The sequence below is a fragment of the Spiroplasma endosymbiont of Monopis laevigella genome (genome assembly GCF_964019975.1).
GTDB lineage: Bacteria > Bacillota_I > Bacilli_A > Mycoplasmatales > VBWQ01 > Spiroplasma_E > Spiroplasma_E ixodetis_A.
This window is the reverse complement of sequence record NZ_OZ026473.1, coordinates 702,014-718,478: the sequence shown is the minus strand read 5'-3', so window position 1 is coordinate 718,478 and position 16,465 is coordinate 702,014. Positions and strand designations below refer to the sequence as shown.

The 16,465-nt window shown below is 23.1% G+C and carries 14 protein-coding genes and 1 pseudogene; 2 read left to right on the top strand and 13 right to left on the bottom strand.

Annotated features, from left to right (window positions below; all coding sequences use genetic code 4):
• Nucleotides 1-7: 7 nt before the first annotated feature.
• From AACK94_RS03985 to AACK94_RS03940, 10 genes are all read right to left on the bottom strand, one after another.
• A complete protein-coding gene (locus AACK94_RS03985) occupies nucleotides 8-1,288 on the bottom strand; it encodes a hypothetical protein (protein ID WP_338975218.1) in 1,281 nt (426 codons plus the stop codon).
• A 21-nt stretch (nucleotides 1,289-1,309) separates the two neighbouring features.
• Nucleotides 1,310-2,260 carry a 16S rRNA (cytosine(1402)-N(4))-methyltransferase RsmH gene (gene rsmH, locus AACK94_RS03980; protein WP_338975217.1) on the bottom strand — a complete coding sequence of 317 codons (951 nt, stop codon included), beginning with the start codon at nucleotides 2,258-2,260 and terminating at the stop codon, nucleotides 1,310-1,312.
• Between the two features lie 5 nt (nucleotides 2,261-2,265).
• Nucleotides 2,266-2,697, bottom strand: a complete 432-nt coding sequence (gene mraZ / locus AACK94_RS03975) for a division/cell wall cluster transcriptional repressor MraZ (RefSeq protein ID WP_252320016.1) — start codon at nucleotides 2,695-2,697, stop codon at nucleotides 2,266-2,268.
• 284 nt (nucleotides 2,698-2,981) lie between these two features.
• Nucleotides 2,982-3,899 (bottom strand): BspA family leucine-rich repeat surface protein, encoded by a 918-nt coding sequence (locus AACK94_RS03970; protein WP_338975216.1) that lies wholly within the window; start codon nucleotides 3,897-3,899, stop codon nucleotides 2,982-2,984.
• A 240-nt stretch (nucleotides 3,900-4,139) separates the two neighbouring features.
• Nucleotides 4,140-4,268 carry a hypothetical protein gene (locus tag AACK94_RS03965; RefSeq protein ID WP_338957576.1) on the bottom strand — a complete coding sequence of 43 codons (129 nt, stop codon included), beginning with the start codon at nucleotides 4,266-4,268 and terminating at the stop codon, nucleotides 4,140-4,142.
• 24 nt (nucleotides 4,269-4,292) lie between these two features.
• Entirely contained in the window at nucleotides 4,293-4,907 is a 615-nt protein-coding gene (locus AACK94_RS03960; RefSeq protein WP_338975215.1) for a hypothetical protein, read from the bottom strand.
• Between the two features lie 453 nt (nucleotides 4,908-5,360).
• Nucleotides 5,361-7,241, bottom strand: a complete 1,881-nt coding sequence (locus AACK94_RS03955; RefSeq protein WP_338975214.1) for a hypothetical protein — start codon at nucleotides 7,239-7,241, stop codon at nucleotides 5,361-5,363.
• Between the two features lie 253 nt (nucleotides 7,242-7,494).
• A complete protein-coding gene (locus AACK94_RS03950) occupies nucleotides 7,495-7,773 on the bottom strand; it encodes a hypothetical protein (protein WP_338975213.1) in 279 nt (92 codons plus the stop codon).
• Between the two features lie 382 nt (nucleotides 7,774-8,155).
• Nucleotides 8,156-8,842, bottom strand: coding sequence for a hypothetical protein (locus AACK94_RS03945; protein WP_338975212.1), 687 nt, complete (start codon nucleotides 8,840-8,842; stop codon nucleotides 8,156-8,158).
• Nucleotides 8,843-9,658: 816 nt separating this feature from the next.
• Complete coding sequence (locus AACK94_RS03940) at nucleotides 9,659-10,303, bottom strand: hypothetical protein (RefSeq protein ID WP_338975211.1); 645 nt, start codon at nucleotides 10,301-10,303, stop codon at nucleotides 9,659-9,661.
• Nucleotides 10,304-10,402: 99 nt separating this feature from the next.
• On the opposite strand from AACK94_RS03940, the gene AACK94_RS03935 reads away from it, so the two are divergent.
• Together AACK94_RS03935 and AACK94_RS03930 are read left to right on the top strand one after the other, a co-directional pair.
• Nucleotides 10,403-10,957: an inorganic diphosphatase gene (locus AACK94_RS03935; RefSeq protein WP_338974782.1), complete on the top strand. Its 555-nt coding sequence runs from the start codon at nucleotides 10,403-10,405 to the stop codon at nucleotides 10,955-10,957.
• A 117-nt stretch (nucleotides 10,958-11,074) separates the two neighbouring features.
• Nucleotides 11,075-11,746 (top strand): annotated as a pseudogene (locus AACK94_RS03930) (IS256 family transposase); the annotation flags it as partial.
• Nucleotides 11,747-12,020: 274 nt separating this feature from the next.
• Here AACK94_RS03930 and AACK94_RS03925 read toward each other — a convergent pair.
• From AACK94_RS03925 to AACK94_RS03915, 3 genes are all read right to left on the bottom strand, one after another.
• Nucleotides 12,021-13,271 carry a hypothetical protein gene (locus AACK94_RS03925; protein ID WP_338975209.1) on the bottom strand — a complete coding sequence of 417 codons (1,251 nt, stop codon included), beginning with the start codon at nucleotides 13,269-13,271 and terminating at the stop codon, nucleotides 12,021-12,023.
• Nucleotides 13,272-13,543: 272 nt separating this feature from the next.
• Nucleotides 13,544-15,730, bottom strand: a complete 2,187-nt coding sequence (locus AACK94_RS03920; protein ID WP_338975208.1) for an ATP-dependent helicase — start codon at nucleotides 15,728-15,730, stop codon at nucleotides 13,544-13,546.
• Between the two features lie 35 nt (nucleotides 15,731-15,765).
• Nucleotides 15,766-16,461, bottom strand: a complete 696-nt coding sequence (locus AACK94_RS03915) for an RDD family protein (RefSeq protein ID WP_281749370.1) — start codon at nucleotides 16,459-16,461, stop codon at nucleotides 15,766-15,768.
• Nucleotides 16,462-16,465 lie beyond the last annotated feature (4 nt).

Genomic DNA, 16,465 nt, shown 5'->3' with positions numbered 1-16,465 from the left:
TCTTCTTCTATTTACTACCATCATTATACTGATAATTTGGTTGAAAGGGGGAATTATAATGCTTATTATCATGATTATTAGAATGCGTATAATGATTTAATTTTGATACAATTTCTGGTTTATGTATTGATGAAATATAATTATTACTAAAAACATTTACTAAATGTTGGTAGTGAGTATTACCGATTAAAGTAGTTCACTGATAACTATATGCACCAGGAGTTTGGCTAAGCATATATTTTACTTCTTTTAGTTTGCTATTATTTTTAAAATAGTTGGCAAAACCACATAAACCAATAGTAATTCCCGTAAAAATAATTTCCATATCTGAACTATTATTATCACTAACTTCATCAAGAAAATATTCAATACAAGCAATAATTTCATTAATTTGTTTTTTAACTGTTGCTTGTAAATCAGTTTTTGTTAAACGAACAATAGATTTTGTCTGCTCATCAACATACTTATCAACAACAACATCGCATAAATAATTACTACTTATATTAATAATTTTTTGTAAATATCTTTCAGCTTTATCATAACCACAATGCATTTGCTTCATTAATGATTGAATTATTTGATTTCAACCAATTTTAATATTTGTTGTTGCAAATAATACTGAATTACTAAAAACACTAATCTTAGTACTATTAATATTTCAATCAACTAAAACTGTATTACGATTAAAATCAGTATTTTTAATATTACATACTAATGCAAATTGATCTAAACTAACCGTTAACAATTCTGTTTCGGCATTAGTTAATACTTCGAGGTGAGAATTATATAAACTTTTAGGTAATGAATAAACTAAAGCATCAACATGCATAACTTGTCCTTTTTTAGCAATTGGTAATTGTTCATTACCAATTGCATGATCAACTTTAAAATTGTATGGTTTAGTTAAACAAATAATTTCACTATTATCAATAGTAATGTTTTTAGCCATTTCAATCACTTTACTACAATCTTCATCAGTAATAATGTGGTTAGCATCTTTAAAATCAAGTGATGCTTGTGATTGATAAATTTTTAAATTATTTGAAGGTAAAGTTAAGGCAATACGTTGTACTTTTATATTTAAAGTATTATTAATTTTATTAATAATTTGCCTTAATAACTTACCTGTAGCAATTGAATTAATAATTACACCATTTTCAGAAAACTGTTCAGTATCAACAGTTTCTTTATATAAAACCTGAATTTGATTATTAACATAATTATTAACCATCACTTTTAAACTAAAGTCTTCAATTTGACATACAACATATAATTCTTGAAAATTCATATTGTTCACCTCCAAACATTTTTATGAATCAATATAAGTAATAACTCTTAACTTTGCACTTCGTGCTCTTGGATTTTTATTTATTTCATCAGGCTTTGGTGTAATTGGTTTTTTAATTATTAATTGATATTTTGTTTTTCGATTATTATGAACTGGTAATTTAGCATATAATTGCGCTTGTGGATCAATTAAAACTTCATTAAAAGTTTGTTTAACAATACGATCTTCTAAAGAATGAAAACTAATAACAACAATTCTACCATTAGAATTTAATAATTTCAAAGATTGTTTTAAAGAAGATTTTAATGTTTCTAACTCGTTATTAACAGCAATTCTTAATGCTTGAAAAGTCTTTTTGGCAGGATGATGATGCTTATTTAATACTCTTACTGGTAATGATTTTTTAATAATCGTAACCAATTGTAAAGTGGTATCAATTGGTTGAAAAGTTCTTGTTTTAATAATATTTTTAGCAATACTACTAGCAAATACTTCTTCACCATAATTTTTAATAATTGTTTTTAATTGCTCATAATTATAATTATTAACAATATCTCACGCATTTAATTTTTGACTTTGATCCATACGCATATCTAACTTAGCATCTTTCATATAACTAAATCCTCTAATATCTTCATCAACTTGTGGTGATGATATACCTAAATCATATAATATACCATCAACTTTAGTAATATTTCTTTTTAAAAGCTCAGATTGAATATTAGCAAAATTACTTTTAATTATTTCATATTTATCTTTAAAATCTTTTAAAATAATTTTACTATTATCAATGGCCATTTGATCTTGATCAAAAGCATATAGTTTGCCAGAGGTAAGTTTTGATAGTATAACTTTACTATGACCTGCTCGTCCTAATGTACAATCGACATAAATACCATCAGGTTTAATATTTAAGAAATCAATTGCTTCTGTTAACATTACAGAAATGTGTCTTGCATTGATATTATTCATAATTTTTATATCTCATCTAGAGCTGCTGCCGCTGACTCAAATTTATCCTTGGTATCTTGATTAAAACTATTTCAATTAGTTTCTGATCAAATCTCAATTTTATTGGATAGTCCAATCATAATTACTTTTTGTTTAATATCAGCTAGTGTCAATAATGAATGTGGAATATTAATGCGACCTTTACTATCAATAGTTAATTCTTCTGAATTAGCAAATACTTGTCTTGCCAAAATTCTGGCTTCTTTCTGACCTTCAGATTGTGATAAGATTTTATCTTGTCATTTAATAAATTCAATTTCGTTACGAATAACTAAACAGCCTTCAAAACCTTTAGAAACAATAACAATCTCATTGTTATGAAAATAACTTCTAAACTTAGAAGGAATTATCATTCGTTTCTTTTCATCTAATGTTGACAATGATTGTCCTAGTAGCATAATATCACCCACACTTTCCCACTATTACCCATATTATATAACCTTTGGCATATAATTGCAATTGATTACTTTAAATGTATGACTAGTCAGTAAAATAAAAGAGCATACAATAATAAAAATAAAAACTCATTTACTTTAAAAAAATAAAGAAATGAGTTAAAACTTTTTAAACTTACCGTTTGTCAATATTATATGCTTTTATAAAAAACAAATATAATATTTTATTATACTATTCTAAGTTTTATTATAGTTAATTACTTAGAAATTAAATACTTTTGATCAAATTAAATAGTGTTATTAATAAAAAAGTTTTTAAATTTAGGTAATTTATTAGAATCAGAAATTGCTGAACCAACAGCAAAATGAGTGTGATCTAGTACATTGGATACATCTCACTTTGAAAGATCTTGATCAAATAATACTGAGCCAGCAAACATACCAGTCATAATTCTTACATTGGATACATCTCAAGTTGATAAATCTTGATTAAATGCTAAAGTATTGGCAAATGTACCAACCATATCTTCTACACTAGATACATCTCAAGCTGATAAATCTTGATTAAATAAAAAACAACCAGTAAACATACCACTCATACTTCTTACATTAGAAGTATTTCATGTTGAAAGGTCTTTATTAAATGCACTGGCATTACAAAATATAGCATGCATATTTTTTACATTTAATGTATTTCATTTTGAAAGATCTTGATCAAATTTTAAACTACCATTAAACATAGAAAGCATATCTGTTACATTAGATACATCTCAATTTGAAATATTTCCATTAAATGAAGTAGCTCCAGCAAATACACTCAACATACTTGTTACTCTAGATACATCTCAAGTTGATAAATCTTGATTAAATTGTGAAGCACCCAAAAACATAAAATTTAAAGAAGTTATTTCTGGTGGTAATTTGTCAGGTACTTCTTTAATTGTTTCTGGCATTCTAACAACTTGAATTTTACCTTGTTGGTTTTTATAAAAACCAATTTGAGTAATTTTGGTAGTTTTTATATTTGATAAATCTCTTTTATTAGTTGTTTGTTCTTTTCCATCTTTATCAATGTAAATAGTATCTTGTTGTGTTTTATTATCTAAAAGTTCAATTTTTTGTGAAGTTTTATTTAAACCAGTATTTAAAGTTCCAATAGATGTCCCAAATGTTAAAACACTTAGTGCAGTAATCAATGTTTTCATATTGAAAACCTTCCCTTTTATTTTATTCAATAACTTTTTATTAAATCTATAAGTTATTTATATCTTAGAATGCTTTTTAAGATAATGCAATAACAAATATTTATACTCCCACAAAACACTACTTTTAGCATAACGTTAACAAATCAAACAATAAAAAACACTAGCAACAATAAAGATGCTAGTGTTTTTTATTATTAAATTTTAAAAATTTATTTAAATAAATTTAACAAAAAACTATTACTAATTAGCAACAAAAACTGAATTAACAGAGTTTAATGAAGATGAATCATTATCAATATTTGTTTCATTACATCTTGTCTTAAATTCTTCATCATTAATTAATAAAGTACCATTTTCTTCATTATCCAATATGCTCTGATTTTCATTATTAGTTTAAAAATCAATAGCATTTCAAAATTTATTTATTAATCAATTAGTAGTTCCAGAAACTCCATCAAGTGTAGCAAAAATTGGAGCAATAATTTTTGAATCAAGACCAGGTGTTCAAAATAATGATCCTCCTCCAATAACTGCAGCAAAAGGACATAATAAATTAAAACCATCTTCAATTGACTTTAATATTTTATTAGTTGTTGAATCTTTATTAGTAAAATAAATACGTGTAAGTGTTGTTGTTCCAGCCAAAACACCAGAAATAGCAGATATTTCAAAACTAATAAATGGTAGTAAATTAGGAATTGTTAAATCTCAATTACTTGCTTTAGTAAATATTGTTTTAATAAAATTAACATCTAATGTTGTAACTATATATGAGGTATTTGTTAATATTTTTCAAACTTCTATTAATGTTGCTACTTTTTTACTATCTGGTAAAAATGTAAATGCTGTCCCAAAAACACCCCTATTTAAAGCATTTGCTAAATTTAATCATTGTGAAACTTGACGAGCATTATGTAATAATTTAGTAGTTGCACCAGCACTACCAGCACCAATAGCATTTAAAGCAATAGTAATAATTTTTTTATACTGTTCTTGATTATTTATCATTTAATTACTCTTCTTTCTAAGTTAAAATTTCTCTAATTAAACAGCAAAAAAACCTGTTTAGGTAATAATACTAAACAGGCTTAATGATTTAAGCACATATTTCTTGTCTGTTCATATACATTATAAAATCAAAACATTTAAAAAACAATATTCAAAATAAAGAAAATAGAAAAATATTAAGTAATGTAAACAACAATCTTTACATTACTTTTTTTCTTCAATGGTATTTAAAATATTGATTAAATTTCCTATGGTTGTTGCAAGTGTTAAAACACTTAATCTTGTTAATAATGATTTCATAATTAGTCCCCTTTATTTTCCCCAATAACTTTTTCTTAAATCTATAAGTTATCTATATTTTAAATTGTTTAAAGAAAAAATGCAATAACCGTCTTGTATATTAAGATACTTTTTAAATTAAAATATCTAATTATTGAAGAAAATTATTAAAAATTATTGACTAATATGAAATAATTTTATTTTAAAGATTTTACTTGTAAGAAAATTAGCATTTTTAAATGTAATATCATAACTTTTATTATCTAAATTATTTTTAATTTTATAACTTAAAACTGCACTAACACTACCATCATCATGTTTAAATGTATTCATTGCAATATCACTTAAAGTAAAATAACTATTATTGTTAATATCAAAATATTTACTATACATATCTTTATATAAATTTTCTTGGTCCTTTAACATATTATCAAGAATACCATTATGATGTTTTTTATCAACTATTATATTTAGTAAGGAATTTAAACTACTAGTAGAAGTATTTAATCAATTAGAAAAGTTTGCAAAAACACTATCTTGTTTAAAATTAGTTTCACCACCAAATTGAACACCTAATAATTGTAATATTTCTTTAGTTTTACTAATATTATCTGTTGTTGGATGATTAATAATATATTTAAGATTATTTAAAGCATTAATAAAATCTTTACTACCGAAAGTTAAATCTAAATATTTTACTAAATCTTTTAAATCAATTAATGGATTTGTTGTTAAATATTTATTAGTAAACTCAAATATTTTATTAATTGTGTCACTAATTGGAACATTTTTAATTGCTGATTCTAAACTATTAACAACTTGTTGAGGAATATCACTAATAGCTGAAATAAAAGAAAATTTCTTTTGAATCTCAGGTAATGTTCAATATGAATCAGTTCATGCAAAGGTAGCTTTCGCAATAATATCTTCACCAAAAGGTCCGGTCATTAAATTGGTAACTAATTTAAGCATATTATCTTTTGAAGATATTAATTCTTGAAAAATAGTTAATACTTTTTTTAGTTGAACTGTATTATTTTTAAGTAGTGTTTTATCATCTCAAGTAATACTATCAATGCCAAAAGTTGGATTAGTTAATTTTAATACTTCGCTTTTAACCATTGGTATTATTGTTTTTATTAAATAAGGTCATGCCACTGGATTTGTTAAAATCTTATTAAGAGTTTCACTAAATGTAGCATTAAAATTATCAGAATTAAAACCAATAGGTCCAGCACCTCATAAAGCATATTTAATATTATCGCTAATCATTTCACCAATATATTTTCCTGATATTGACTTAAACATATAATTAAAATTAACACCAGCTATATATTCATAAAATTGATTTCAATTTCAATTTTTTGCTTCATCTTTAACATAGTATCACTTTTCATGACTTGGAATATTTCAAGCTTGAGCAAATGTCGCTTTCTTTGACATATAATCTTGCATTTTTTCAAAAGTAGTATTACCACTAAAATTATCTTCTTGATCTCAATCTGCTAATAATTCATCAATAGTATTAGTTATAATTGGAATATAATTAGTATAAGATAAGTAATCATTAATATTTGGTATTAAATTTTTAATATTTTTTAACATTCCATCAATCATATTAACAGTATCATCATTAGATAAAATAGAATTATTTAAATAATTTTTAACCATTGGCAATATGTCACGATAACTACTATAGCTATTAATATTATTGGCGATAGTGTCAACTTTAGATTGATTAATACCATTACGTTGAAATAAAGACTGAATAGTATTAATACTATTACCATCTAAGTTGCTAGTTCAATCATTAATAAAATCATTTCCATTATTCTTACCTGTAAGATTATCAATTTGAATAGAAGGGGCTTGATTATACATATTATTTAATAAATTATTAGTATTAAAACCTTTATTTTTACCAATTAATAACGATTTACCAACAATAGAGGTTTCATTAGCATGCTTAGTTGCTGTTTTAGTATCAACATTGTTGTTAGCAAAATTATTAATACTAATATTGTTTGTATCAATTGTGAATGCTAAAAGCGACATACTAGAACTTAATAAAAGGCTGGTAGTAAAAAAAAAATTTAATTTTCGTCTCATATTTTACACTCCATTTATAATGATTTTCTTATTATTATAAACTATTACAAAATAATGTACAGTAAATTTTATTTTTAAAAAAAATATCTACTAATAAGTTAAATTAGTAGATACTTAATACATTTTAATTATGAATTTAATTAGATATTCCGTTTTTGTTAAGTTAGGACTAATAACTAGTAAAGGAATATTTATAAATTTATGAGAAAGTATGTTTATTATGTTTTTTTGGTATAGAAACATTAGTTTTTGGTGTAGAAGCATTAGTTTGTGTTTTATTAAAAACATGTGTTGGTTTAACTGAATGATTATTCTCTTGAGTAAAATGAGAATGTTTTTTGTGTTGATGTAATTTATTATTACATTTATTAAACAAATGTTTAATCAAATGTAAGGGATTTACTATACAGTGATGATGATGACATAAAATATCAACAATATTAGTTAATAAATAATTAACATTTTTATTAGCTTCCAAATTATATTGGATAGGTTTTTCTAAAATGCTATAAAAGGTAGGAATAATATTATTATAATTAGCGATATCTCTTTCCTATAAATATGTTAACATTTCCAAAACTTTTTTATTATTTACTAAATCATTATTACTTTTAAACTTTCTATTCTTGATAATGCTATGATAAGAATTTGGAACACATAAACAATATTTTATTTTCCTTGATGATTTTATTTTCTTTTTTCTTAATTTCAGAAAAAATATTATTATAAAACCAATTAAAAAAATAATACTCATGATAATAATTAAAATAACTATTAACTTCATATATTGCTCCCTAATTTTATTTTTAATTAATAAGTATTAATTTAACATTTTATTTTATAAAATAAAATACTTTTTATTAAAAATAATAACGTTTAGCAGAACCTATCTTTCTTTCAACTAAACTAAATAAGATAAAGATAAAAATAAATCTTAAAATTTCAATACCAAGTAAAATAAATAATATAATTACTGAATGATTATTAAAATTAAGAATATTATTATCATATTCATCAGGTCTTGGTAGGTTAGGACTAAAATAAAGTACTACTAAAGTTAAAGCAAAAGATAAAGTAGCAATAATCGCATTTAAGGGTACTATTACTAGACCAGCACTTATTTTTTTGATAGTATCTACTTTTAAATTTTTACTTTTATTGCACAATTTAAAAAGATAGTAGTAAATAAAATAAAAAGAAACAATAAATAAAATATTAGCAATATTATCAAAGAAAATTTGAATTGGTGGATGATCACTATCTGCTAATAAATGTAATCAAGGTTCGATAATACCAATTGCTAATGTATAATATAAACCAATAATTGGTAAAGCAAAAGCAATAATTAATGAATCAAAAATTCTTAATGGTAAAATTACTCCCATAAACTGAATAGGTATTTCAATTAATGAAGAAGCAACAGCTAATCCCAATAAAATTCCTGTCAAAGTAATATTAAAAATTTGTTGTTTTGAATTAATATTTATTTTTTTCTTTGTTTTTATATCTACTTTTTCTTTTTCTTGGTCAACACTTTTAACTCTCATTATAACTTATCCTTTTTAAAATAGGTATTTAATTAAATAAATACTTATTTATAAAAATTATAAATTACTTTTAATTAAAAAACAAGACATTTATTAAATTTTTATAAAAACTATTAATACTACTCTAATTTAGAAAATTAATTAACAATGAAAATATCATAATAATAATTTGATAAATAATTTTTATTACAATAAAAATAACAAAAACTAAAAAATAAATTATAATATTAATCATTAATTTAAACAGTGTTAAATCCTTATATAGATATTTTTCTGTATTAGGATTTTTATTAAATTAAATATTGAAAAAGAAAAGGAAGATAAAAAGATGGCAAAAAAATATACACTCTAAATAAAAGAAAAAGTATTACAATATTTACAAGATGGTAAAAGTTATGATGAAATCAAAAAAGAAACTGGCATTTCAAAAACAACAATTTGAATTTGAAAACAAAAAGCAAGAAAGAATGAACTTAAAACAAAACATTCAGTCAACTCAACTCCAAAAGATATATTAGAAGAAGCTATCAATATTGCGGAAATAAATTGTGATAATAATGAGAATCAAAATTATAAAGAAGAATTTTTAAATCAACAACAAGCAATAAATTTATTATCAGTAAATATTAACAAACAAATAGAAAACAACTATTTTGATAATTCAGAAGAAGATAGTGATTCAGAACGATTAGTAATTGATGAAGATTATAAAGAAGAAGTAAATATTTGAAGACCTTGAGAAGAATCAGAAATAAAGCAAAATAATGAAGAATCTTTAGTAATAGAAATAAAAAAAGATCAATTAAAATATATTATTTAAATATTAAAATGTTGTACTAAAATTTGTACTGGCCTAACTAATAATAAATATAAAAACAAAACTGAAGTAAATTTAATTAAATTAAATGGTACAAATACAATTCAAATCTTATCTTTAAGATCAGCAGCACCATACATGTCTAAAATAAAAGCTCAATTATAAAAAGCACTAATTAATGATACTAAAATACAAGTAATAACAATTGTTGGTATTTCAATAATCATTAATCGTTTTCAAGAATTATTAGATTGCGTTTTTCAAAATGGTAATTGCTTAAATAATAATTTAAAACTACTATATAATAACAATAAAGTAATAGTATTTAACATATAAGCAAATTCACCAATTGGTTCAGCATTACCAGAAGGAAAATGAGGTAAGATTAAACTTAGTCAAGGAACAATAATGGCAATTAACAAACTATAAGGAAGTTTAATAATTAACAATGCAATTAAATTAATAGTATTACCAAAATCAATTTTTAAAAAAGGTAAAAAAATAGGTGGTGTTTCTAATAAGGTCATTAATGTCGTAACTGCTAATAAACTACTAACTAATGCTATTCTATGAGTAGTTAGTTTTAAAGAATTATTCATATTACTTTTAAATTGTTGTCACTTTTTCTCATATTTTAAACTCATCTTTTACTCCTTAAAATACATTTATTATTTTAATTATATATAAAAAAAAGTTTATTTATTATATAATAAAATTAATTTTTAAAAGGAGATGAAGTATTAATGAATAAAAGCGAAAATAACATTGTGCAAATGGTAGTTGAAATTCCCAAAGGATCAAGTAATAAATATGAATATGATTGAAAATCTAAAACTATGATATTAGATCGTGTTCTTTATGGTGCTAATTTTTATCCCGGTGAATATGGATATATTCCTGAAACTTTAGATTACGATGGTGATCCTTTAGATATTATTAGTTTAATTACTTATCCAACTTTCCCTGGTTGCTTAGTAGAAGTTAGAATTTTAGGAATGATTAAAATGATTGACGGTGGTGAAGTTGATACTAAATTATTTGGTGTTGTTAATTCTGATCCACGCTTTAATGAGTATCAAGATCTAAAAGATGTACCACAACATTTACGTGATGAAATTGTTAATTTCTTTCTACAATATAAAGAATTACAAAAAAAGAAAGTCATAATTGAAGGTTGAGGTAACTTAAAAGAAGCATTAACTGAACTTACAACATGTAAAAATATGTTTAAACAATATCAAAATGAAATGAATAATTTACCAAAAGCACAATTAGTGTCATTATTAAACAAAAAATAAAGAAAAAATTTAATATATTAAAAGGAAATGTTTAGTAATCTGTGTAACTTACAAAAATAACTATGTTTAATTAATTCTAGCAAATATAATTAAATGACTAGAAAGAGTGAGTTACAGATGGCTAAAAAAGATAACTTTAATAATAATGATCCAATATCAAAAGCAGTAGATTTATTACTAGAAAATACTGAAGATTTAACAACAGTTTTTAAACCTAGCGGTTTATATAAAGAATTAACAAAAAGATTAGTAGAAAAAATGTTGAATTCTGAGATGCAAAATTATTTGGGATATGAAAAGAATCAACATAGTACTACTGAAAATGCTCGTAATGGTACAAGTTCAAAAAAATTAATAACTCAACAAGGTAAAATTGAAATTGATGTACCAAGAGATCGCAATAGTAATTTTACTCCTGTAATAGTTCCTAAAAGGCAAAGAAGATTTGATGGTTTTGATCAACAAGTTCTTTCCTTGTATGCAAAAGGAATGACATTATCTGACATTAGAATGCAGTTGCAAGAGTTATATCATGGTGCTGATATTAGTGAAAGTGTTATTAGTCAAATTACTGATGATGTTATTGATGATGTTAAAGCATGACAAAATCGACCATTAGAAAGTATTTATCCTATTGTTTATTTTGATTGTATAGTAGTTAAAGTACGACAAGATAAACCGATTATTAATAAATCAGTTTATATAGCATTAGGAGTTGATTTAGAAGGCAAAAAAGATGTTTTAGGATTATGAATTAGTGAAAATGAAGGTTCTAAGTTTTGATTATCTAGAGGCTTTTTAATTATAACTTAAAAAAATATTTTTATGATAAAAAATATTTTTATTTTTTAATTATCAAAATTTTATGATATTAGAACAAAAGTAGTTTTAAAGTGATTAGCAAATTAAACAATAAAATATAACAAATTATATTATTATAATTTGTTATATAAAGAATTACTAATTATTTTACTTTTAATTTTCCTTAAATAATGAGTAAAAAAATCTTAATTTCTTCTTATTTAAATTTTGATATTTTTTATAATAATTATCAAAAAAAACATTAAACTTTACGAACTGGACTTTTTACTCAATAAGTTCAATTACCAGTAAAAACATTTGTAAAATCACCTTCATTTAAATATTTTAATCCGTGATTATTTGTTCCTCAAACTTCATCTATCTTACCATTACTATCACGATTTAATGATCATATTCTAATGTTTGCTAATTTATTTGTTTGTGCTCAATTATATAAATCTTTAGCATCTTCTAAAGTAAAATAGTTATTATTTACATCATTAATACCAATCATTGGTGTAATACCTAGTTTTTGATAAACATCAGTAAGTAATAAATTAGATTTTGGAAAATATTGTTTTATTAATTCAAAATATTGGTTAGCAGTACTTTTAATTGCTTGTTTAGCAATATCAAAAAAAGTTAAACCTTTATCAATTACTTCTTGTCCAACAATTTCACCATAATCCATAGCCATAATGTTAATTGTAAATAAATCTTCAACTTTTAAATCTGCTTTTTGATATATTTCTAAAGCTATTTTAATAACATTCTCAATATCTCTACCAACTAGCCCTGTTGGCATTACTGGTAATGTAACACTAAAGTTTCAATTTTGATTATTTCTTTTCATTTTTGTTAATGTAGTAAATAAAACCTTCATTCCATTAATATGATCACTATCAAAGTTTATCCCTTCAATATCTAAGTCTAAATTTAATGGCATATCTTTAGTTTCAAAACCTGCAAATTTAGTAATGCGTTCTTGATACTCAATCAAAGCTGGTTGTAGCATTGCTACTGCTTTATTAATATCTTTATTAGATAGCGTATATGCAACATCTCATGGATTATAACCAACAGCTGAAGCAGCACCACCATAAGCAACAACAATATTATTAAAACCATCATTCTTTACTAAAGGTTTAAGCACTTCTGGTTTCAATTTATTTTCTACTCAATAATCATATCCGGCGCCCAAAGACTGTCCAGCAATAGTTAATTCTAACTTATCTTTAATTGCAATTGCTTGCTGAACAAAAGCCAAAGTAATAGATTTTAAATCTTTTATTTTATTAAAAACTTTTTTACCATCATGTAATATAATTTCTTTACCATTAATTAAGTCTCTAGGAGTTGTTCCTATTCATAATCCTCCATCATAATAAGGTTGGAATAAATAGTTAGCATGTTGTTTAACTTTATTAGTAACTGATTGACCATCACGATTAGGGTTAACTTCAATTCAATTACGAATTAAACCTTTTCACGTTTCTAAATTTATTTTTATCATAATTACTTTTTTTCCTTTCATTAAAATAATAAGATTTATTAAAATATTAATTTTTCTAAAATTATTTCAAAATAAAAAATAATTGGCAATTTAGCACCAATTTTAAAATATTATTAGGAAAATTAAATTAAAATAAATCTTAATTCTAATTTTATACTTGAAAAAATTAATATGTAATAAAAAATTTCTTATAAAAAAGTACTTTTTTATAAGAAATTAATTAAAAATACTTAAAAATGTCCAAAAAATAGACATTTTTAATAAAAATAAATTTATACAAATTTTTTAATAGCACTATGATTAGAACTAATAATTCTAATACCACCATGATTTTTATGAAAAGCAACTTGAATTTTATCACCAATTAATTTAGTAATAATACCTTTGCCAAAAATTTCATGAATAATTATATCTCCAACATTTCAATTATTAGTTATTTCAACCTTATCTTTATTATCAGTTTTATAGTAATTAAATTTAGAATGATTACGATTTTGATAAGTTGCTGCCATTTCTTGATGTTCGTTATTAATGATTTTTAAATATTTAAGATCTAAATCTTTTAAGAAACGAGATGGTTGTTTCATACGATCCAAGATATATGAATATCCACCGGCACTAGATAAAAATAATCATTTTTTTGCCCTAGTAATTGAAACATAAAAAAGTCGTCGTTCTTCTTCAATTTTATCTAAGTTTTCTATACTAGATTTACCTATTCCAGGCAAAATACCTTCATTAATGCCAACTATAAAAACAACATCAAATTCTAAACCTTTAGCACTGTGAATTGTCATTAAATTAACGGCTTTATTAGTACTATTTTCATCTAAATCAGTATATAAACTTACTTCTTGTAAAAATGACGTTAATAATTCTTCGCCTTGTAATTCATTATTACTACTATCATATTCAAGCAATTGTTCTAATAATTGTTGAACATTTTCAATTCTTTCTTTTTCAAGATTATCTTCTAGTTTTTTTAAATAATTATTTTTATTTAATAAATTTTCAACCATGTTATGTAAAGAAGTAACATCTTTGATATTAGTTTGCATCTCATTAATTAAATTAATTAAAGGTTGTAAATGTTGACGATAATTTTTTGGTAATCCATACTGAAATTTAAATAAGTATTCATTTAAAGTTAGTGATTGTTCATTAGCAAGTAATAATAAGTTATCAATAGCTTTTGGTCCAATTTTAGGTGTTGCATTTAAAATTCTAATCATTGATATATTATCATTTCAAACAATAATTTTTAAATATGCCAAAATGTCTTTAATTTCTTTACGTTCAAAAAATTTATAACCACCAAAAATTTTATAATTTATATTATTATTAATCAAAGCTTGTTCTAAATCTTTTGATAAATAATTATTACGATAAAGAATAGCAATTTTATTCAAATCTAAATGATATTTTAAATGAATTTTTTTAACAGTTGTTGCAACTCAATGTGCTTCTTGATCACTACTACTAGCATGATACATAACAATATCATTACCAAGATCATTTTTAGTAAACAGTTCTTTTTCAATACGTTGAACATTATTTTTAATTAAACTATTAGCTGTATTTAAAATCTTAGTTGTTGAACGATAATTTTGATTTAAAATAAATGTTTGTGTATTAGGAAATTGTTTAGTAAAATTCAATATTAAATTAATATTTGCTCCTCTTCAACTATAAATAGTTTGATCGGGATCACCAACTACAGTAATATTTTTATGATTTTTAGCAAGTGACAATAAAATATTATATTGAATATCATTAGTGTCTTGAAATTCATCAACTAAAATAAAATCAAATTTCTTTTCTCATTTTGTTAAAATATGTGGAAATTCTTTAAATAGACGTTCAACTAATAATAATAAATCATCAAAATCTAAACATGAATTAATAAATTGATATTTTTTATACGATTCAAAAACTTTGATACGTAAAATTCACTCATCTTGATTTTGATAATCAGCTAATAATTCATCTTGAGAAAGATAATTATTTTTTCAGTTAGAAATATTAGAACTTAATAATCTTAACTCCTGCAATTCAGCTTTATGTGAAAATTCTTTTTGAAAAATATCTTTTAATATTTTTCGTTGATCTTCTTGATCAATAATATTAAAATTATTATTAATATTTAAATGATGAATATCTCTTCTTAATATTTTGGCACATAATGCATGATAAGTAACAATATTAACATTAATGTTGATATCATTTAAAAGTTGCATTATTCGTTCTTTCATTTCGCGTGCTGCTTTATTAGTAAAAGTTAATGCCAATATTTTTTCACTAGCAATTTTAATTACATTAATTAAGTAAGCAATTTTATATGTTATAACCCGCGTCTTTCCAACTCCAGCCCCCGCAATAATACGACATGGGCCATCAACATTAATAATTGCTTGTAGTTGTTGTTCATTTAGATTTTCTAAAAGTTTTGTTTTATCCATGTTATTTATCCTTAAGTTAGTAAGAGTATATACTATTAAAGACTATTTATATTTTCTAATTCGTCATCATTAATATTTCCTGGTTGAGAATAAACTAAATGAATATGTGGATCATTAACGTTAGTTAATATCTTCCGTTTATTAGTTGCAAGCGGTTTCTTGTTAATGACAAAAGTTTTATGATTACGATCAAAGAATAGCTGATGATATTTATCAATTTTAGTGACGATCATAATCCCACAATACCAAGCAAAATCAAAACTAACTACAGAACGAATAAGAATATTTAATCAAGAATTTAAAGTACTATTACTATTAATAGTAGCAATGTTTTCATTAAAAGTCAATTTCATAAAAAGAATTATTGAAGTGGTTAATAATAAAGGAATAAAAACTAAAAATAGTTCACGATAAAAAAAATGTTTTAACTTTAAATCTTGATTTTTTTCATTTACTAATCTTATTTGAAAAATTAATTTTCCTAAAGTTTGACCCTTACATTTTCATGGAATAATAACAAAATATATAATAACAATAATTATATTAATAATAAAAATAATTATTAATTGTCATGATTCTTGATTACCTTTATTATCTAAATAATGGATTGCTAATCCAATTATTAATGGGATTAAACTAACAAAAATCACGTCAAAAATACGTGCAATAATACGTTTTCATGTTTTAGCTATTATATATGTTTCGGTTGTATCTAATTTTTTAATATTCATTTTT